Source organism: Halothiobacillus neapolitanus c2 (genome assembly GCF_000024765.1).
GTDB classification, from domain to species: Bacteria; Pseudomonadota; Gammaproteobacteria; order Halothiobacillales; family Halothiobacillaceae; genus Halothiobacillus; species Halothiobacillus neapolitanus.
Genome location: NC_013422.1, coordinates 2,097,106 through 2,117,270, shown reverse-complemented (window position 1 = coordinate 2,117,270; position 20,165 = coordinate 2,097,106). Strand labels below are relative to the sequence as shown.

Below are 20,165 nucleotides of genomic sequence, written 5' to 3'. Positions count from 1 at the left end.
CTGATTGATTTTCAATTGATCTTTCTTGCAGAGTGCAAGGCGTATTAAATCCCCCTCATTCTCCCTTTTACACAGGAGGAAGCGTGTTTGTTTATGACACGATGTGTAACCCCTCTCCCTTGATGGGAGAGGGGCAGGGGCGAGGGTGTTAAGCCGATTATGCTATGTCTCATCCTTGTCTTTTGGTTTGAATGTTGCTTTGGTTCGTGTTCGCCCGGTGGGTTTGGGTAGATGAATTACGCGGCTGCCCAGAATGCGATCGATCAGGCTGCGTTTTTCACGATCGGCTTGCGCCAGCCAGAATGGAATTCCCAGTAGCAGAAAACTCAATCCGCCACCGAGAAAACGAAGGGAGGCGGTGCGTAAACACGGTGCGGGAATAACGACCTGAATATGCCAGACCTTCATGCCCGGCGTCTGTCCGCCGACACACCAGAACAGGCTGAAATAGGCCCCGACCCAGGCCACAAGATAGACGTGATAGGCCCAGGCAAGCGGGCCGGATTGCGGCATGGCCTGCCCACCATTCAGTGGCAACACGATCAGCGTAGCCAACATCAACACGGCAAACACGAACAGGCTGTCGTAAAACAAAGCGGCAGCCCGGCGCCATAGGCTGGCTGGCGGGTTCATTGGGCTACCAGTTGTTTGATGAGTTGCTGGATAACTTGGTTGCGCGCAGGCAGATCATCCCAAGCTGGCTCGTTTTCCGCTCGTGTGACCTTGAGCGTATCGGCGGTAAGGCGGTAGCGATTCGGTTCGGTTTGGATGAGTTTGACCAGTTTGACCGGATCGATGGTGGCCTGTTCACCGAACACGAGGCGCGCGCCGCCGCTGGCACATTCGATTTTCTTGATGCCGATGCCACGAGCGAGCAAGCGCAGCCGATGGGTTTCGATCAGCGTTTGCGTGGCATCCGGCAGCAGGCCGAAGCGGTCGATCAGCTCGACTTTCATGCGGTCTATCTCGGTTTGATCGGCGCAGTTTGCCAGGCGCTTGTACAGAATCAAGCGCGTGTGGACATCGGCGACGAAATCGGCGGGAATGAGCGCGGGCAGGCCAAGATCGACTTCGCTGGTCTGGCGTTCAAGCGGCCCGGCCAGATCGGGTTGTTTGCCCGATTTAAGCGCTTTGACGGCGCGATCGAGCAGGTCCATGTACAGCGTGTAACCGACTTCATGCATCTGGCCGGATTGACCATCGCCCAGCAGTTCGCCCGCACCGCGAATTTCCAGATCGTGTGTGGCCAGCGTGAAGCCAACGCCCAGTTCTTCGAGTGCCGCCAGGGCATCGAGGCGTTTGACGGCATCGGGGGTCATTTGCGCCGGTTCCGGCGTGATGAGATAGGCATAGGCACGGTGGTGCGACCGGCCAACCCGCCCGCGCAATTGGTGCAGTTGGGCAAGGCCGAATTTATCAGCACGATTGATCAAAATGGTGTTGGCGGTGGGCACGTCGATGCCCGATTCGATGATGGTGGTCGAAAGCAGGACATTGAACCGCTGATGATAGAAATCGGCCATGATCTGCTCCAGCCCGCGCTCCGAGAGCTGGCCGTGGGCAACGGCAATCCGCGCTTCGGGAATCAGATCGGCCAATTGCTTGGCCATCCGCTCGATGCTGCGCACCTCGTTATGCAGAAAATACACCTGTCCGCCGCGCTTGAGTTCGCGCTGTACCGCTTCGCGAATCTGGGCATCATCCCAGCGCAAGAGCAGGGTTTTGACCGACAGCCGTTCACGCGGCGGCGTGGCGATGATCGACAGATCCCGTATCCCGGAGAGCGCCATGTTCAGGGTGCGTGGAATCGGCGTAGCCGTGAGAGTCAGTAGATCGACCTCGGCGCGCAGGCGCTTGAGCTGTTCCTTGTGGCGTACGCCAAACCGTTGTTCCTCGTCAATGATGACCAAGCCCAGTTCCTTGAAATCCAAATGGTCGCTGAGCAGCTTGTGCGTGCCGATAACCACATCAACCTTGCCGGATGCCACGCTGGCCAGCACTTCGGTGGTTTTTTTGGCATTGCTCATGCGGGATAGGCCTTCGATGTTGATCGGCCAGCCGGCGAAACGGTCGCGGAAATTACGCAAATGCTGTTCGGCCAACAGCGTGGTCGGCACCAGCACGGCGACCTGTTTGCCATTCATCACGGCCACGAAGGCCGCCCGCATGGCGACTTCCGTTTTGCCGAAACCGACATCGCCGCATACCACCCGATCCATCGGTTGCGTGCGTGCCATGTCTGCCAGCACACTATCGATCGCCAATTGCTGATCGGGCGTGGTTTCAAAGGCAAAATTATTGGCGAATCGGGCGTATTCTTCCTCGGGCGTGGGCTGCGCCTGCCCGCGTTTGGCGGCGCGCCGGGCGTGAATGTCCAGTAGTTCGGCGGCCACATCGCGTACCTGTTCGGCGGCGCGCTTGCGGGCCTTTTCCCACTGGCCGCTGCCAAGCCTATGCAGCGGCGCGGTTTCTTCACTGCCGCCGGTGTAGCGGGAAATGAGCTCCAGTGAAGAAACGGGTACGTAGAGCTTGTCGTCTCCGGCGTAATACAGGATCAGAAACTCCTGCGCCAGCCCGTTCATTTCCAGCGTGACTAAGCCACCAAATCGCCCGACGCCGTGGGTTTCATGCACCACGGGTGCGCCTTCGGCCAGTTCGTTTAAGTTGTTGATCAGCGCGTCGGCATCGCGGGTGCGCGCGCTGGATTTGCGGCGCTGTGCCACGCGTTCAGCAAAAAGATCGGTTTCGGTCACCAGCGCGACGGGCGCATCGGGCAGATGGATGATGGCCCCGTGTTCGATGGGTGAGACCAGCAATCCCAGACCCGCATCGCTGCGCAACCAATCCCCAAAGTGTTCGAAAACAGTGACGGGGTGCGCTGCTTTTTGTAGTAATTCGCCCAAGGCTTCGCGTCGGCCCGGGCTTTCCGCCGTCACCAGAACACGTCCGGTGAAGGTCTCTATAAATGTTGTTAGACCGAGGAGCTCGGCTTCTCCTCGTTGCGCCAAGCGGGGTGCCGGCGCGCTCATGGGCGGCAGCGGTTGATGTGGCAGGACGATGGCCTGCGGCATGGTCGGGTCGTTTGTATCCAGCGTGATCAGCCGCGGCCAGCTTTTTATCTGTTGCTGGTATTGCTCGGCAGTTTGATAAAGCTCGTCTGGTCGTAGGATTGGGTGGCTGACATCCCCGGCGCGTTGGGTAAAGCGGGCGATGGTGTCTTCGATGAAATTGGCTAATGCCTCATCGACGCCGGGCAGCGTAAACAACAGGGCGTCTTTGGGCAGATAGTCGAACAGGGTACCCGTATGTTCAAAAAATAAAGGCAGATAGGTTTCGATGCCCGCCGGAATCAAGCCCTCGCTGATTTGTTTGTACACAGGGCTGCGGGTCGGATCACCCTCGAAGCGGTTGCGCCAATTACGGCGAAACAGGGCAATGCCTTCTTCGTTGAGCGGGAACTCACGCGCGGGAAGCAGGGTGATTTCTGCGACCGGATCGGCCGAGCGTTGGGTTTCCGGATCAAACAGCCGCAGAGTTTCAATTTCATCGTCGAACAGATCGATCCGCACCGGCTGGCTCATGCCCATTGGGAACACATCGATCAGTCCGCCGCGCAGCGCAAATTCGCCGGGTTGCACCACTTGGCTAACTGCCAGATACCCCGCATCGGTGAGTTGCTGGCGGTAGGCCTCACGATCGAGGGTGTCGCCTGCCTTGAGCAAAAAACCGTGGCCGGTGACGAACGAAGGCGGTGCCAGACGCTGTAACACGGTTGGCGCGGCGATCAGAGTGATACCACTTTGCGTGCGCGGCAAATGCCAGAGTCGGGCGAGCCGGTCGGAAATCAGGTCCTGATGCGGCGAGAAGCGATCGTAGGGCAACACCTCCCAGTCAGGGAAAATATCCGCAGGGAAGTCGAATAAAGCCAGCGCCTCGGCCAACTCGTTGGCTTGACGGCTGTCGGGCGTGATGACCAAAAGTGCCTGCGGGGTGCGCCGGGCAAATTCGGCCAAGCTGAAGGCTGTGCCGATAAAGCTGGCACTGCGGAGGAATAGCGGGTCGTTCGATGATTTCGGAGCGACGAATGGAACGGTTCTGGTGGGCGCCATGATCAGTTTCGAGTAAATAAACGAACAGGATTGTGGCCCATTTGGCGCCGATGCGCACCCGTTGTCGTTCAATTCAGGGTCGAATGGCGCCGAAATTCGGTTACAGTTGGGCCGAAACGGCGTTATCCCGAGTTACACCGGAACACGTTAAGCGATGCTCCAGTCTGAATAATCGTCAGACGCGAACGTCCAGCAGGGTGCCGGTCGAATCGGTGGATTTGTCATTGGGCGATGGGTTGCTGATGGCCGCCGCTACTTGCTCCGGGCTGCTGACCCGGTTGGGTGTCTGCGGTTCCACCGGCATGTTGCGCGTCTGGGCTGAGCTGAAATTCGGGTTCTGATTAGCCGTCAGGTCCAGTGCACCATCCGCCAGGGGGGTGTTGGTGTAGGCTGGTTGAACATTAATCATGACTGACTCCTTCGATCTGGCCTTCTCGATTTGAACTGGCTGAAATCACAAATGCCACTGCACGATGATACGACTCTTTTCTTGATGGTGCATTTGCTTGTGTTCATTTTGGGTTTGCCTTTCGGTCGTTCACTCCCTGCCGGAGAGCAGGAAATGTTCCGCGCTGTCGAGCTCCTCGGGCGCGCCGTAGAGCGTGAGCGTGTCGCCTTGCTGCAGCACAGTATCGCTCTGCGGGGTTTCGCCGCGAATCCCGGATCGATTAATGGCGTCGACCACAATGGTTTTATTGCTGGGCAGGCAGCCCTCTAGCGTTCGACCAATGGCGAACGCACCTTCAACCAGTGAAATGTTGCGCAGGGTCCGCGGCGCGAGCGGGATGAAATCGTTGCTGTCACGAGCGCGGTTGCCCGCATAGGTGTGCCTGAGAGGTGCATAATTCTCCCGACGGATTTCCTGAATCTGGCGGATGACCTTGGAAACCGGCACGTTCAGCGCACGTAAAACATTGCCCGAGAGCACCAGACTCATCTCGTAGATGCTGGCCACGACATCGGTGGCACCCGCTTCGTAGAGGGGATCGAGTTGCTCGTCCGTGCGGGCGCGTACCATGATCGGAATCTTTGCGACCAGGCTGCGCGCCACCTCGGTCGTCTTGATGGCCGCACTGTCGTCGAGGTGAGAAATAACCAAGGCGCGCGCGCGGCTCAAGCCGGCCGCTTCGAGAATATCTGCGTGGGTGGAGTTGCCAAAATGCACCGGCAGACCAGCTTGCAGAGCCTGTTGCACGATATCCGGATCAATTTCGATGGCGGCGTATTCAAATCCCTCGCTTTGCAGCAGCCGGGCGACATTCTGGCCTACGCGGCCAAAGCCGCAAATCACCACATGGCCACTGAGCTCGTTGGTGAATTGTGAAATCGCTTCGGTCTGCTCTGCTCGGTTTTTCTTATAACTCGGCACCATGTGTTTGGCAATCAAGCCGTTGATTTTGATTAAGATTGGTGTCAAAACCATCGAGAAAATAACCACTGCCAGCACGATCTGCCGTTGGTAGTCGGTCATGATTTCCGGTGCGGTGATCGCGAGCATGGCGAACCCGAATTCGCCGCCTTGCGCCAGCACCAATCCCGTGCGCAAGGCAACGCCCGGTTCTTCGCCCATGGCCCGGCCGATCACGAAGATGATGCTGGTCTTGATCACCACCAGCAGCCCCAGCAGCAGCAGGACCCAGACAAACACGTCCGGTAGTTCGCGCACATTCAGCATCATGCCGATGGTGATGAAAAACAGGCCGAGCAGTACGTCACGGAAGGGCCGCACATCCGTTTCGATCTGATGCTTGTATTGCGTTTCGGAGAGCACAATGCCCGCCAGAAAAGTGCCCAGCTCGTAAGATAATCCGACCTGATTGGTCAGCCAGCCCGCACCCAGAGCCACCAAAAGCACGGCAATGGTAAACAGCTCGGCGGAACGGGCGCGCGCAATTTCCCGAAACAGTGGCCGCAGAACCCAGCGTCCGCCGAAAAACAGGGCGGCAGCGGCGATGATGCCGGCCGCAATGGTGAGGGCGATCTTCAGGCTCAGTTGCGCGGTCGTCGCGTCTCCGGCTTGCACACCCAGAACAGGGATGATGATCAAAAAAGGGATGACCGCCAGATCCTGAAACAACAGCACCCCGACCGCGTTGTTGCCGTGACGGCTGTTGAGCTCCAGCTGTTCACCCAATTGCTTGATGACGATGGCGGTGGAAGAAACCGTCAGCACTCCGGCCAGGACGAAAGCGGCGGCAGGAGAAAACCCCATCAGCCAGGCCGCGACACCGGTCACAACGGCCGTGGCGATAACTTGTGCGCCGCCCATGCCCATGACCGCGCGGCGCATTGCGATCAGGCGCGGCAGCGAGAACTCCAGCCCAAGCATGAAAAGCAGGAATACCACGCCGAATTCGGCGATCAGGTGAATGTCTTTGACATCGCCGATCCAGCCCAGGCTGTAGGGGCCGGCGACAACGCCCACGAAGAGATAACCCAGGATTGCGGGCAGGCGCAAACGACGAAGCCCGACCACGGCGACGACCGAAATGATCAATAAAATGAGTAAGGAGGCCATCGTGTCGTGTTGCATCGTCATGTGCGTATCATTCGGTCAGTGTTCAGGGGCGTGAACCTTGATCATCGCGGCTGGCGCCGGTTTCGTCAAATGTCATCTTGCGGCGTCATGCTCCGGTTCAGACGGTGGATGAACAGGCTTCGCGACCATTCTTCCGCACCCAGGCTGAGCAGGTGCGTGGTTGTGAATTGGCAATCGAGAAAGTCGACCTCCCCCCAACTCTGATCGATGAGGATCGCCGCCAGGGCGAGTTTGGATGCATTCGGTACCCGGCTGAACATGGACTCACCGAACGCAGCGCGGCCGAATTTAGCACCGAATAGGCCGCCGACCAGTTGCGTGCCATCCCATATCTCGATGGAATACCCGTGTCCTGCCTGATGCAATTCGATGAACAGCTTGAACATGTCCGGCACGATCCAAGTACCGTCCTGATCTGATCGTGGAGCAGCACAGCCAGCAACCACGTCCGCGAAGGCTTCATTCACCGAAATTCGGTAACGTTGCTGGCGGCGCCATTTGGCAAGTGAGCGGGAAAGGTGAAAGCCGGTGGGTGTCAGTACCGTACGCGGATCGGGCGACCACCAAAGCACGGGATCGCCTGCGCCAAACCAGGGGAAAATGCCGCGTTTGTAGGCGCAGATCATGCGGGATAAAGTTAAATCGCCCCCTACCGCCAGTAATCCATTGGGTTCCGTGAGTGCCCGGTGTACTGGTGGAAAGTCGTCGGGATCCGCATGTTCACCTTCGCTCAGAAAAGGCAGAATCATGGTTTTAGTTAAAACCCGTTAACGACGGTTGGTTCCTGGGGTGGCTTTGGGTAGCGCCAAACGCGTACCATCCGGATCGGGGCGGTAAAACACGGCGATGTGCCCTACAGACTGCACCAACTCGGAACCGGTCGTGGTGGCGATCTGCTGCATCATATTCTTCTTGTCGTCCCGATCCTGGCCGGGGATGCGCACTTTGATGAGCTCGTGAATACTCAGTGCAAGCTCGATTTCAGCCATGACGGCATCGGTTAGCCCGTGTTGACCAAGAAGTACGACAGGATTGAGGTGGTGGGCCTGTGCGCGCAGAAACTGTTTTTGTTTGTTTGTGAGAGCCATGCTGATCTTGCTGGTGAGAAATGGGGCGGTATCGGCATACCGAAGACATAAAGAACCAAATGGAAGCAGCCAAGAAGGAAGTGTGTGAAATCACACATTGTGACTGGTGCCCAACGACAGGCATATTAACGGTTTAATCATTTTTAACCAATCGATTCCCGGCGTGGTGGAAGCATGGCTGCGGTGATGGAACAATAATTTTGAAAGGTGCATTTCATGTCGCATGCTCGTTATGGCCGTCGATTCCCGCATGTGTCGCTGATGTTGGTGCGTGTTCTGGCGCTGCTGGCCTTGGGCGCATTCGTCTCGCTCGGAATTTCTGCTTGTGGCGACCAGAGTCAGACTGGCTCGATCAATGAGCGTGCAGTCAATATTCAGCGGCTGTCCGCTTTCGAGCCGAAGGATTTGCTGGTGATGCGTTCGCTGAAATCGCCCATCAGCGTGCCGCCTGCCGAATTCATGACGGCAAACGGGCTGGTCAAGACGCCAGAGTTATTCAAGGGGCATTGGACGCTGTTTTATATTGGTTATACCTTTTGTCCCGATGTGTGCCCGACCGAGTTGACCGCTTTGGCGGGGTTGTTGCCGAAGTTACAGCAGTCATTGCCCGGCGTGAAATGGCAGATTGTGTTTCTGTCCGTGGATCCCGAGCGGGATACGCCCAAGCGGATCAATGAGTACGTTCATTATTTCGATAAGCAGTTTATTGGTATGACGGGCGCGCGGTCGATGATCGATAAGGTCACCAAACCGATGAAGGCGGGCTACCGAATCTCGGCGCATAATCCCGGTGACGCAAGTTATGAAATTGATCACGATACCGCGTACCGGTTGATTTCCCCTGATGGCAAGATGGTCGCCATTTTGCCATCACCGCATGATCCGGCGGCGATGGATCAGGCTTTGGTTCGATTTTTCAAAGAGGTGGTGCAATGAAACGAGTGTTCGTGGGTTCTCTGTTTATGGTGATGAGTAGCGGTGCATTTGCGGCGCCCGTGATTACCGATGCCTGGATTCCCGAGCAACCTCCGGGGGCAATGGCGAGCGCGGTTTTTCTCAACATGATCAACCAGACCGACAAGCCGGAGGCATTGGTCAAAGCGGAGGCGCCCGGCTTCAAACTTGTCCAGTTGCACCAGTCGATCGAAGTTAATGGCATGCATAAAATGATCGAGCAAAAAGAGATCGTTGTGCCGGCCCACGGTGAAACGAGATTGGCTCCCGGTGGTTATCACATCATGCTGATCCAGCCTGAAAAACGGCTGCAAGCGGGCGACTCGCTGCCGGTTACACTCACGTTTGCCGATGGCTCGCATGAAACGGTCAGCGTGCCCGTGAAAAAACGGTCTGCGATGTCCGGTATGATGAAGCACTGATCAGTCTTGACCAGAAGCGGTCGAGGTAACGTAAAAACCGGTTTTGATGGCCGGTTTTTTCTTGCCTTCCGGTTTGGTGAATGCCTCGCTTCGAGCGATAATGCCCGATTAATCGACGATCAGGGGAGCCTATGGCCCGGTCTAATAGCAGCCAACGTTGGCTGGCTGAACACTTTCGTGACGAATTTGTCCTGCGTGCCAAGCGGGAGGGTTATCGCTCGCGCGCCGTATACAAGCTCATGGAGCTCAACGAACGGGACCGTTTCTTGAAACCGGGGCAACGTGTGGTTGATCTTGGTGCTGCGCCGGGTGGGTGGACGCAATATGCCGCGCAGGTCGTGGGCGATCGGGGGCATATTTTTGCGCTCGACCTCTTGCCTATGGATCATTTTGCCCATACAACGGTAATTCAGGGTGACTTTTCCTCGGAAGAAGTGCTGGCGCATTTGACCGCGTTGCTCGGTGATGCGCCGGTCGATCTTGTGATTTCTGATATGGCGCCGAACATGAGCGGTGTTGAAACCGTCGATATCCCGCGTGCGATGTATCTGGCGGAACTCGCTTTGGATTTTTGTCATCACATGCTCAAGCCCGAGGGGGCATTTGTGACTAAAGTATTTCAGGGAGAAGGTTTTGATGCGCTCATGAAGAATGCCCGGAGCGCCTTCAAAAGTGTCGTGGTGCGTAAGCCCAAGGCATCCCGTCCGCGCTCGCGTGAAGTGTATTTGGTGGCGCGCGGCAAGCGCGTGGTATATGGTTAAGGCTATAAATTTTACTTGTCGGGGTATGGCTGCCCGTCAATTTGGAGCAGAGGTGGCGTGTTGAACGATTTAACGAAAAATATTCTCGTCTGGGTGGTGATCGCGGTTGTTTTGATGACCGTGTTCAACAGTTTCAGCTCTCGCTCGACGGCGACTCAACCGATGAGCTATTCGCAGTTTTTGAGTGATGTGAAGGGTGGAAGCATCGATTCGGTCATTATCGAAGGCAAGACCATTACCGGCAAAACCAGCTCGGGTGCCGCTTTCCAGACTTACAGCCCGGAAACGGATAATCGTGCGATGGTCGGTGACCTGTTGAGCAATAACGTCAAAATCAATGCCGTGCCGCCAGAACGCCCTTCCTTGTTGATGACAATTTTCATCCAGTGGTTCCCGTTCCTGTTGCTGATCGGTATCTGGATTTTCTTCATGCGTCAGATGCAGGGCGGTGGTGGCCGTGGCGCCATGAGTTTCGGCAAATCCAAAGCACGTCTGTTAGGTGAAGATCAGGTCAAGGTGACCTTCAACGACGTGGCCGGTGCCGATGAGGCCAAGCAGGATGTCGTGGAACTGGTCGACTTCCTGCGCGATCCGGGCAAGTTCCAGCGTCTGGGTGGACGGGTGCCGCGTGGCGTGCTGATGGTCGGCCCGCCAGGTACCGGTAAAACCTTGCTGGCGCGCGCGGTGGCGGGCGAAGCGAAAGTCCCCTTCTTCACGATCTCGGGCTCCGATTTTGTCGAAATGTTTGTCGGTGTGGGTGCTTCCCGTGTTCGGGACATGTTCGAACAGGCCAAAAAGCAGGCCCCTTGCATCATCTTTATCGATGAAATCGACGCGGTCGGTCGTCACCGTGGCTCCGGCATGGGTGGTGGCCACGACGAGCGCGAGCAGACTCTGAACCAGTTGCTGGTCGAGATGGACGGCTTCGAAGGCAATGAAGGCGTGATCATCATTGCGGCAACCAACCGCCCCGACGTGCTCGACAAGGCCTTGCTGCGCCCGGGTCGTTTCGACCGCCAGGTTGTGGTTGGCCTGCCCGACGTGCGTGGTCGCGAGCAGATCCTCAAGGTTCATCTGCGCAAGGTGCCGGCTGCTGCCGACATCGTTCCCAACCTGATTGCACGGGGTACGCCGGGTTTCTCCGGTGCCGATCTCGCCAATCTGGTGAACGAGGCGGCCTTGTTTGCCGCTCGTGCGAACAAATCCGAAGTGGTCATGGCTGATCTTGAGCGCGCCAAAGACAAGATCATCATGGGCGCCGAGCGCAAATCCATGGTGATGAGCGAAGCCGAGAAGAAACTGACTGCCTATCATGAGGCGGGGCATGCGATTGTTGGTCGTTTGGTGCCGGAACATGATCCGGTGTACAAGGTTTCCATCATCCCGCGCGGTCGTGCGTTGGGTGTCACCATGTTCCTGCCGGATGAAGATCGCTACAGTTACTCCAAGCGCAAGCTCGAATCCAATATTTCCAGCCTGTTTGGCGGGCGGATTGCTGAAGAGCTGATTTTTGGCGCGGAAGCGGTCACCACCGGGGCATCGAATGACATTGAGCGTGCGACCGAAATTGCCCGCAACATGGTCACCAAATGGGGTATGTCGGACAAACTCGGTACGCTCGCCTATTCCGAAGAGGACGGCGACGCCATGTTCGGCCGGTCGGTGCCGGGGGGTAATATTTCCGATAACACCGCCAGTGTGATCGACGCCGAAATGCGACTCGTGATTGATCGCAACTACGAGCGATGCCACCAGTTGTTGACCGACAACATCGACATTCTGCATGCCATGGCTGATGCCCTGATGAAGTACGAAACGATCGACGTGGCTCAGATTGATGATCTAATGGCGCGTCGACCGGTTCGAGATCCTGCTGACTGGGGTGCAGGCTCTGATTCAGGCAGCAAGACGCCCCCAGCAAGCGGGGAGACGGTGTCTGAGACTAAGCAGCCTGAAGAGGCATCTCCACCTGCGGAAAAACCCGCACCACCGTCGGATACGGTTGGTGGTCCGGCTAACCAGCACTGATATTTCCGTGCGGGGTTCGATTGTGTCGCGGCTTCCCCATAAGTCGCCACGAATCATGGCGATTTTGAATATCACTCCTGACTCCTTTTCGGACGGGGGTGTTTTTTTTCGACACGAGAAAATCGATATCGATAAGGTGGTCGACGTTGTTGCGACCTTGCTGGCAGATGGAGCCGATATCCTTGATGTGGGCGGCGAGTCGACACGCCCCGGTGCCGCAGAGGTCGGAGTCGAGCAAGAACTCGATCGAGTCGTGCCGGTGATCGAGGCCATCAGGGCGCGTTTCGATCTGCCTGTTTCGATCGATACCAGTCAGCCTGAGGTTATGCTCGCTGCGACAAATGCGGGTGCATCCATTATCAATGACGTGCGGGCGTTGGTTCGTCCGGGGGCGCTGGAGGCGGCGCGGCAAGCCGTACAGGCTTCGGGTGCCATGGTGTGCTTGATGCATATGCGGGGTGAGCCATCGACGATGGCGAGTCTGTGCCAGTACGAAAATCTGGTGCCAGATGTGCTGGCGGAACTGGATGAGCGGGTGAAGGCTGCCATCGCTGCGGGTATTCCTCGGTCCCATCTGATGCTTGATCCGGGCTTCGGTTTTGCGAAAACTACCGAGCAGAACTTCGAACTTCTTGCTCAGTTGGGGCAATTTCAATCCAGAAATATGCCCATCCTTGTCGGACTTTCGCGAAAGAGAATGATCGGCGAGGTGACGGGGCGAGCTGTTTCCGATAGGGTGGTTGGAAGCGTCGTGCTCGCTGTGATGGCAATGGAGCGCGGGGCGGACATTGTTCGGGTCCATGATGTGGCGGCGACGAGAGACGGGCTTCGGCTGTATAAGGCAACCTGTTTGTCTCATTTTTGATTTGATTTCATTGCCGTGACCATATATTTATTTATTGATGCATAAGACGCATCCGGTTGTTCCCCATTAGTGTTCTCTGATATTTTACCTAGTCGGGGGTATTTGATCGGCGTGTGCCTGTTGAAGTGCATTGCGTTCAAATTGTCATGATAAAAACGAGAGAGTAACTATGAAAATGATGCGTCGTTCGCTATTGGCTGTCATGTTGGGCGGTTTGATGATTCAGCCCGTGGTTTCAATGGCCGCAGGTGATGCTGCTGCGGGTAAAACAAAATTTGCAACGTGCGCAGCCTGCCACGGCGCAGATGGAAAAGGTAACGGGGGGGCTTTCCCCGCGTTGACTCATTTGAACGCGGCGGATGCTGAAACCATCCTGACTGCGTTCAAAAAAGGCGATATGGCTACACTGAAGGCTCATAACCTTGGTGGCGCACGCTATGGCACCATGGCGCCTCAGGCCGCCAACCTGTCTCCGGCAGATATTGCTGACCTCGCCGCTTACATCGCTACCCTTGGTGGCGGTGCACAGGCAGCAAGTGCGCCTGCTGCTGCGGCACCGGCTGCTGCTGCGCCTGCAGCCAACATGATCAAGGCAGATGCCAACATCGGCTTTGGTCATGCGCTGTTCTCAAGCTGTGCCGTCTGTCACGGTGCAGAGGGCGAGGGTGGAAAACTCCTGAATGCACCGAAGCTTTCTGGATTGCCGGTTTCTGCAACCACTTCAATGCTTGAAATGTACAAGTCTGGCAAGCAGTTGGGCCAGTACTCTTATGTCATGAACGCACAAGCGAAATACCTGACGCCTGAAGAGATCCGTGACTTGGCCGCTTACATTTCTCAAATGAATGTTAAAGGCGCTGACAACAACATGGCTCAGACCGAGTAACAGTATCGATCGCCACCTCCTTAAGGTGGTGTTGTCCCTATGAACCGCCTTTTGATGAGGCGGTTTTTTGTTTGGGCGATTTCTCTGACTGAGCACTATTGAGTGGCGGCAGGCGCGATTTCGGTTAGGATGCGGGCGGCAGAAGAAGTTTAAGGTGAACGGGTATGAAGGTTTTTGGGACCGATGGTGTCCGAGGTACTGTAGGGCGATGGCCAATGACGCCGGAGTTCGTGCTTAAACTCGGCTGGGCCGCAGGCATGGTACTGGGTCAGGAAGGACGCCGTCGGGTGCTTATTGGAAAGGACACACGAATTTCCGGATACATGTTCGAGTCGGCACTTGAGGCGGGTTTTTCTGCTGCAGGCGTCGATGTTCGTTTGCTGGGGCCAATGCCCACGCCAGCCATTGCCTACCTGACGCGCACGTTGCGAGGATCGGCTGGTGTGGTTATCAGCGCTTCTCACAACCCGTTTCAGGATAATGGTGTTAAATTTTTCTCCTCACATGGAGAAAAATTACCGGATGTGATCGAGGCTGAAATAGAGCGCATGCTGGACGAACCCATGACCGTGGCCCGTCCACATTTATTGGGCAAGGCGCAACGTATTGACGATGCCCCGGGTCGCTATATCGAGTTCTGCAAGAGCTCAATCGAAACCGGTTTGTCCTTGTCGAATCTGAGGATCGTTGTCGATTGCGCCAACGGAGCCGGGTATCAGGTTGCACCGCGCGTGTTCACGGAGCTCGGTGCCGAAGTGATTCGAATTGGCGTTGAACCGGATGGATTAAATATCAATGCAGGCGTGGGGTCGACCGATCCTGCCTCGCTTCAGCGGGCAGTTACAGAGTTCCGTGCGGATCTTGGTGTGGCACTGGATGGTGATGGAGACCGCGTGTTGCTCGTCGATGCCGAGGGTCAGGTGCTGGATGGCGATCAGTTGCTGTACATCATTGCGGCGGATCGTGTCAGTCGATCAGGTTACAACGGTGGCGTGGTCGGCACGCTAATGAGTAACCTCGGTCTCGAGTTGGCAATCAAGGCGTTGGGATTGCCCTTTGTGCGGGCTAATGTTGGTGATCGCTATGTGCACGAAACCCTGAAGCGTCATGACTGGCTCTTGGGTGGCGAGTCCTCCGGACATATTTTGTGTCTGGACCGGCATACCACGGGCGACGGTATTGTGGCTGCGCTACAGGTTCTTTCAGCGATGAAGGCCAGTGGTCAAAGCTTGCGCGCACTCACCCAAAAAATGTCAATTTTTCCGCAGACCCTGATCAATGTGCGCACGGACCAGAAGTGTGATTTGAGTCAGCCGCGCATCACCTCGGCGGTGCAGGCTGTCGAAAAAGTTCTGGGTGATGATGGTCGCGTCCTGCTTCGTGCATCGGGTACTGAGCCCCTGATTCGAGTCATGGTTGAGGGTAAGCAGGCTGATTTGGTTGAGAAACAGGCGAAAAAGCTGGCGCAGGAAGTAACGGACATCGCTCTATCCCATGAGGATTAGTCGTGATAAGTGCGTATGAGTGATTGATTTAACGCGTTTGTACAAGTAACCTAATCGGCCTTTTTGATAACAGATTGGGCGCGGGTGCGTTCCAGAAAGGGCAAAACCAAGGGGAAATAGGACGGCATGCGTAAGCCAATCGTACTCGGAAACTGGAAGCTTAATGGCTCTACGGCCTCTTCGGAGGCGTTGGTGGCGGGCATTCTTGCCGGGGTAACGGGATTGGATGCGATCGACGTAGGGGTTTGCCCTCCGTTCGTTCTTATTCCGCAAACGGTGCGCCAAGCAGCGCATACGGATTTGAAGGTTGGTGCTCAGGATTGCTCGGAGTATGTCGAGGGTGCCTACACGGCCGAAGTCTCGGCAGACATGCTGCGTGATGTAGGTTGTCACCATGTGCTGATCGGTCACTCCGAGCGCCGGGCACTTTTCGGTGAGCAGAATGACGTGATTGCTCGCAAAGTCGGGCGCGCTCTGGCAGCCGGTCTCATGCCCGTTCTGTGTGTGGGCGAAACTTTGGAAGAGCGTCAATCCGGGCATATGGATGAAGTCGTCTGCTCTCAAGTGCAGGCGGTCATTAACGAGGTTGGTGTCGCTGCATTTGATCGAATCGTTATCGCGTATGAGCCTGTCTGGGCGATCGGGACCGGTTTGACTGCTTCGCCCGAGCAGGCGCAGGCAATGCACGCTACGATTCGTGGTCTGATTGCAGGGCAAAACGCATCGGTCGCGCGTGCCGTGCGCATTCAGTACGGTGGATCGGTGAAGCCGGATAACGCTGCCGAACTGTTTTCCCAGCCTGACATTGATGGCGGCTTGATTGGCGGCGCATCCTTGAAGGCCGAAGATTTTATGATTATTTGTCGTGCTGCGGCCGACTCGCTTGGAACCGTGTGATGCAAACATTGATTTTGATTGGGCATGTACTGATTGGTTTGGCCTTGATTGGCTTGGTGCTGATCCAGCATGGCAAGGGTGCAGATGCCGGGGCTGCGTTTGGCTCAGGCTCGTCTGGCACTGTATTTGGCGCGCGTGGCGCAGCTACCTTTCTGCAAAAATTGACGGGTTGGCTTGTGGTCGCTTTCTTTGCAACCAGTTTGCTTCTTGCCTACGTCATTAATACTTCACATAGTCCTTCCAGCGTGGTAAATTCTGTGCCCGTTTCAAAGACGGACTCTGGGGATGGTTCTAAGCCAAATCCACAGAATTCAGTGCCTTCAACTTCTGAGTCAGTGACCCCTGCACCAGCGAGTCAAGGTAAACCTTCTGATGTGCCATCCACATCGGGGGGCAGCGAGCAGGTCGCGCCGGCGGCTAATGGTTCAACCAAGCCGGACGATGTGCCGAGTAAGTGACCTGGTAAATGACCTGGCTTGTACAGAGTAGAAAGTCTGTTGCGCCAGTTTGATCGCTGGTGAAGGCAGGCGCAGATTTCGCGGACGTGGTGGAATTGGTAGACACGCTATCTTGAGGGGGTAGTGGCGAAAGCTGTGTGGGTTCGAGTCCCACCGTCCGCACCAATTTATGTACTAAAGTAATAATAATAACAACAATAACGTTGGCCAGTCCGCAGGAGATGCTTGTGTGCTGGGTTTTAGTTTGCGCGCTAAAAATCAAGCGAACGTTGGTTCGCGCTGACCGAGAGGGTGCCCCGTGCTAGAAGGTTATCTTCCCATCCTGATTTTCTTCGGCGTTGCCGTACTGTTCTCATTGGGGCTGTTGTTCGGCGGTAAGCTTCTGGCTCCCTTCCGCCCAGATTCTTCGAAGAACGCTCCGTATGAGTGCGGTTTTGCTGCATTTGAAGATGCTCGAATGAAATTTGATGTGCGTTACTATTTAGTTGCCATACTTTTCATTATTTTCGACTTGGAAATCGCCTTTTTGTTCCCTTGGGCTGTAGCCCTGGATCAGATCGGCCATTTCGGTTTGATTGCCATGGCCATCTTCTTGGGGGTTCTGGTCGTCGGGTTCGTGTACGAGTGGAAGAAGGGGGCGCTGGAATGGGAATAGAAGGTGTTCTCGAAAAAGGCTTCGTCACCACTTCTGCCGACAAGCTGATTAACTGGGCGCGTACCGGTTCGCTCTGGCCCATGACGTTCGGTTTGGCCTGTTGTGCGGTCGAAATGATGCATGCGGGCGCTGCCCGATACGATCTGGACCGGTTCGGCGTTGTTTTCCGCCCCAGCCCGCGTCAGTCGGATGTGATGATCGTGGCTGGCACCCTGGTCAATAAAATGGCCCCGGCTTTGCGCAAGGTCTACGATCAGATGGCTGAACCACGTTGGGTTATTTCCATGGGGTCCTGCGCCAATGGTGGCGGCTACTATCATTATTCTTACGCCGTTGTGCGCGGTTGCGACCGGATTGTGCCAGTTGATATTTACGTTCCGGGCTGTCCGCCAACGGCCGAAGCCTTGCTGTACGGGATTATTCAGCTTCAGAACAAGATTCGCCGTACCAATACAATCGCACGGAGCTGATTGTGTTGGCGCAAAACAATAGGCAAAGTAGATCATTATGACTGTGCAGCAAAGGCTTAATCCGGCCCTGAAACCAGCCCTGGAATCTGTGCTTGGCGATCTGTTGGTTAATCTGACCGTTGCGTTGGATGAAATCACTATTGAAGTGGCGGCGGCGCATTGGCAAGAAGTGGCAAAGCGTTTGGCTTCTGCGCCTGAAACGCACTTTGATCAATGCGTCGACCTGTGTGGCATCGACTATTTGGAATTTGGCCGGCAAGAATGGGCAGGCGAAGAAAGTGTGTCCTACGCGGGTTACAGTCGCGGCGTTGAACCGGCCAGTAATGCTCGCCTGAAGTTCGGGGATGAGATGCGGTCAGGTAATCAGGACCGTCCTCGTTTCGCCGTCGTGGCTCATTTGCTTTCATACAAGCACAACTGGCGTGTCCGTGTCCGGATTCCCTGCGTCGATGCTGAATTGCCTACGGTTCCTTCGGTCGTGAGCGTCTGGCCGGTTGTAAATTGGTTCGAGCGTGAAGCCTTCGACCTCTTTGGTATTCTGTTCGATGACCATCCCGACATGCGCCGGATCCTTACGGATTACGGCTTTGTGGGTCATCCGATGCGCAAGGATTTTCCATTGATCGGTAACGTCGAAGTTCGGTTCGACCCGGAAAAGAATCGGGTGGTTTACGAGCCCGTTTCCATTGAGCCGCGTGTGCTGGTGCCCAAAGTACATCGCCACGATAGCCGTTACGTCGTGCCCGAAGAGCCCACACGGGGAGGGCGCTGATCATGCCGGAAATTGCCAATTATACGTTGAACTTCGGTCCGCAGCATCCATCTGCCCACGGCGTATTACGCCTTGTGCTGGAGATGGATGGCGAGACCATTATTCGCGCCGATCCGCACATCGGTCTGCTTCATCGTGGAACCGAAAAACTGGCCGAGAGCAAACCTTATAACCAGTCTATCGGTTACATGGATCGACTGGATTACGTTTCCATGATGTGCAATGAACATGCCTATGTTCGTGCTATCGAGCAGTTGGTCAATCTCGAGATTCCCGAACGGGCGCAGTACATACGCGTTATGTTTGACGAGATCACCCGTATTCTGAACCACTTGCTCTGGCTCGGGGCGCACGCACTGGATATCGGTGCGATGACCGTTTTCCTCTATGCCTTCCGCGAGCGGGAGGATCTGATGGATTGCTACGAAGCGGTCTCCGGTGCGCGCTTGCATGCCACATATTATCGTCCGGGCGGCGTAGCGCGGGATTTGCCCGACTCAATGCCGCAGTATGAGAAATCACAGTGGCATAGCGAGCGCGATGTCCGTCGGATGAACGAATCTCGCCAAGGCTCCCTGCTGGATTTCCTCGAGGATTTCACCCAGCGATTCCCGGGTTATGTGGACGAGTACGAGACGCTGCTCACCGATAATCGAATCTGGAAACAGCGTACGGTTGACATTGGCATTGTTCCACCGGATCGCGCGATTGCGTTGGGTTTTACCGGCCCGATGCTGCGAGGTTCCGGTATCGAGTGGGATCTGCGCAAGAAACAGCCTTATGCCGTTTATGACCAACTGGACTTTGACATTCCTGTGGGCGTCACGGGTGATTGCTACGATCGGTACCTCGTTCGCGTCGAAGAAATGCGGCAGTCCAACCGAATCATCACGCAATGTATCGACTGGCTACGCAAGAATCCAGGTCCGGTCATGGTGGATAACCGTAAGATCGCCCCGCCGCGCAGAGAAGAAGTTAAGGCGGACATGGAATCGCTGATTCACCATTTCAAATTGTTCACCGAGGGTTATTGCCTCCCAGAAGGCGAGACCTATGCCGCGGTCGAGCATCCCAAGGGTGAATTCGGTATCTATTTGGTGTCTGATGGCGCCAACAAACCTTATCGCTTGAAAATCCGCGCGCCGGGCTTTGCGCACCTTTCTGCTTTGGACGAGATGTCGCGTGGTCACATGCTGGCCGATGTCGTGGCGATTATCGGCACGCAAGACATTGTTTTTGGTGAGGTGGACCGTTAATGAAAGACAGTAAGATCCATTTGCTGAGCGATCACACGCGCCATGAGATTGATCATTGGCTTAGCAAGTATCCGCCCGAGCAGAAGCAGTCGGCCGTGCTGGCCGCACTTCGCGAAACGCAGCACCAGAATGAAGGTTATTTGACTACGGATTTGATGGATGCGATTGCCGAGTACCTCGAAATGCCGCCTATTTCGGTTTATGAAGTGGCGACTTTCTATTCCATGCTGGAAACCAAACCCTGTGGCCGGCATCACGTCTCCATCTGTACCAACATTTCATGTGCTTTGATGGGTTCGGACGAGATTGTGGCGCATTGTGAGAAGAAACTGGGTATCAAGCTCGGTGAGTCGACTCCTGATGGCCGAATCTACCTTAAAGTGGAAGAAGAGTGCCTGGCCGCCTGCGACGGCGGTCCGATGATGCAGGTCGATCATGTCTATTACGAACGGCTGACACCTCAAAAGGTCGACGCCATCCTCGATAAGCTGGAGTGACGC

20 protein-coding genes and 1 tRNA gene are annotated in these 20,165 nt (G+C 55.9%); 15 read left to right on the top strand and 6 right to left on the bottom strand.

Annotation, left to right across the window (positions count from 1 at the left end; translation table 11 throughout):
- Positions 1-162 precede the first annotated feature (162 nt).
- The 6 genes from HNEAP_RS09850 to yhbY form a co-directional block, all read right to left on the bottom strand.
- Positions 163-633 carry an RDD family protein gene (locus HNEAP_RS09850; protein ID WP_012824833.1) on the bottom strand — a complete coding sequence of 157 codons (471 nt, stop codon included), beginning with the start codon at positions 631-633 and terminating at the stop codon, positions 163-165.
- A complete protein-coding gene (gene mfd / locus HNEAP_RS09845) occupies positions 630-4,109 on the bottom strand; it encodes a transcription-repair coupling factor (protein WP_012824832.1) in 3,480 nt (1,159 codons plus the stop codon). The genes HNEAP_RS09850 and mfd overlap by 4 nt, the downstream gene beginning before the upstream one ends.
- Positions 4,110-4,284: 175 nt before the next feature.
- A complete protein-coding gene (locus HNEAP_RS09840; protein ID WP_012824831.1) occupies positions 4,285-4,518 on the bottom strand; it encodes a hypothetical protein in 234 nt (77 codons plus the stop codon).
- 129 nt (positions 4,519-4,647) lie between these two features.
- Positions 4,648-6,648 (bottom strand): cation:proton antiporter, encoded by a 2,001-nt coding sequence (locus HNEAP_RS09835; RefSeq protein ID WP_012824830.1) that lies wholly within the window; start codon positions 6,646-6,648, stop codon positions 4,648-4,650.
- A 65-nt stretch (positions 6,649-6,713) separates the two neighbouring features.
- Complete coding sequence (aat, locus tag HNEAP_RS09830) at positions 6,714-7,397, bottom strand: leucyl/phenylalanyl-tRNA--protein transferase (RefSeq protein ID WP_012824829.1); 684 nt, start codon at positions 7,395-7,397, stop codon at positions 6,714-6,716.
- 18 nt (positions 7,398-7,415) lie between these two features.
- Positions 7,416-7,736 carry a ribosome assembly RNA-binding protein YhbY gene (gene yhbY / locus HNEAP_RS09825; protein ID WP_012824828.1) on the bottom strand — a complete coding sequence of 107 codons (321 nt, stop codon included), beginning with the start codon at positions 7,734-7,736 and terminating at the stop codon, positions 7,416-7,418.
- Between the two features lie 216 nt (positions 7,737-7,952).
- Here yhbY and HNEAP_RS12355 point away from each other — a divergent pair, with 216 nt between their 5' ends.
- The 15 genes from HNEAP_RS12355 (at position 7,953) to HNEAP_RS09750 (ending at position 20,162) form a co-directional block, all read left to right on the top strand.
- Positions 7,953-8,672 (top strand): SCO family protein, encoded by a 720-nt coding sequence (locus HNEAP_RS12355; protein ID WP_012824827.1) that lies wholly within the window; start codon positions 7,953-7,955, stop codon positions 8,670-8,672.
- Entirely contained in the window at positions 8,669-9,112 is a 444-nt protein-coding gene (locus HNEAP_RS09815; protein ID WP_012824826.1) for a copper chaperone PCu(A)C, read from the top strand. The genes HNEAP_RS12355 and HNEAP_RS09815 overlap by 4 nt, the downstream gene beginning before the upstream one ends.
- Positions 9,113-9,243: 131 nt before the next feature.
- Positions 9,244-9,873: a 23S rRNA (uridine(2552)-2'-O)-methyltransferase RlmE gene (gene rlmE / locus HNEAP_RS09810; protein ID WP_012824825.1), complete on the top strand. Its 630-nt coding sequence runs from the start codon at positions 9,244-9,246 to the stop codon at positions 9,871-9,873.
- 60 nt (positions 9,874-9,933) lie between these two features.
- Positions 9,934-11,901, top strand: coding sequence for an ATP-dependent zinc metalloprotease FtsH (ftsH, locus tag HNEAP_RS09805; RefSeq protein ID WP_081441193.1), 1,968 nt, complete (start codon positions 9,934-9,936; stop codon positions 11,899-11,901).
- 55 nt (positions 11,902-11,956) lie between these two features.
- Positions 11,957-12,766, top strand: coding sequence for a dihydropteroate synthase (gene folP / locus HNEAP_RS09800; protein ID WP_041600424.1), 810 nt, complete (start codon positions 11,957-11,959; stop codon positions 12,764-12,766).
- Between the two features lie 169 nt (positions 12,767-12,935).
- Positions 12,936-13,652 (top strand): c-type cytochrome, encoded by a 717-nt coding sequence (locus tag HNEAP_RS09795; protein WP_012824822.1) that lies wholly within the window; start codon positions 12,936-12,938, stop codon positions 13,650-13,652.
- A 164-nt stretch (positions 13,653-13,816) separates the two neighbouring features.
- Positions 13,817-15,157: a phosphoglucosamine mutase gene (glmM, locus tag HNEAP_RS09790; RefSeq protein ID WP_012824821.1), complete on the top strand. Its 1,341-nt coding sequence runs from the start codon at positions 13,817-13,819 to the stop codon at positions 15,155-15,157.
- A 126-nt stretch (positions 15,158-15,283) separates the two neighbouring features.
- Positions 15,284-16,054 carry a triose-phosphate isomerase gene (tpiA, locus tag HNEAP_RS09785; protein ID WP_012824820.1) on the top strand — a complete coding sequence of 257 codons (771 nt, stop codon included), beginning with the start codon at positions 15,284-15,286 and terminating at the stop codon, positions 16,052-16,054.
- A complete protein-coding gene (secG, locus tag HNEAP_RS09780) occupies positions 16,054-16,512 on the top strand; it encodes a preprotein translocase subunit SecG (protein ID WP_012824819.1) in 459 nt (152 codons plus the stop codon). The genes tpiA and secG overlap by 1 nt, the downstream gene beginning before the upstream one ends.
- An 80-nt stretch (positions 16,513-16,592) precedes the next feature.
- Positions 16,593-16,677: transfer RNA gene (locus tag HNEAP_RS09775), tRNA-Leu, on the top strand.
- A 133-nt stretch (positions 16,678-16,810) separates the two neighbouring features.
- The gene (locus HNEAP_RS09770) at positions 16,811-17,167 is read left to right on the top strand and encodes an NADH-quinone oxidoreductase subunit A (RefSeq protein WP_012824818.1); all 357 of its coding nucleotides are present in this window, start codon (positions 16,811-16,813) and stop codon (positions 17,165-17,167) included.
- Positions 17,158-17,637: a NuoB/complex I 20 kDa subunit family protein gene (locus HNEAP_RS09765; RefSeq protein WP_012824817.1), complete on the top strand. Its 480-nt coding sequence runs from the start codon at positions 17,158-17,160 to the stop codon at positions 17,635-17,637. The genes HNEAP_RS09770 and HNEAP_RS09765 overlap by 10 nt, the downstream gene beginning before the upstream one ends.
- Before the next feature lie 37 nt (positions 17,638-17,674).
- Positions 17,675-18,409, top strand: coding sequence for an NADH-quinone oxidoreductase subunit C (locus tag HNEAP_RS09760; protein WP_012824816.1), 735 nt, complete (start codon positions 17,675-17,677; stop codon positions 18,407-18,409).
- A gap of 2 nt (positions 18,410-18,411) precedes the next feature.
- Positions 18,412-19,665, top strand: coding sequence for an NADH-quinone oxidoreductase subunit D (locus tag HNEAP_RS09755; RefSeq protein ID WP_012824815.1), 1,254 nt, complete (start codon positions 18,412-18,414; stop codon positions 19,663-19,665).
- Positions 19,665-20,162, top strand: a complete 498-nt coding sequence (locus HNEAP_RS09750; protein WP_012824814.1) for an NADH-quinone oxidoreductase subunit NuoE family protein — start codon at positions 19,665-19,667, stop codon at positions 20,160-20,162. The genes HNEAP_RS09755 and HNEAP_RS09750 overlap by 1 nt, the downstream gene beginning before the upstream one ends.
- Positions 20,163-20,165 lie beyond the last annotated feature (3 nt).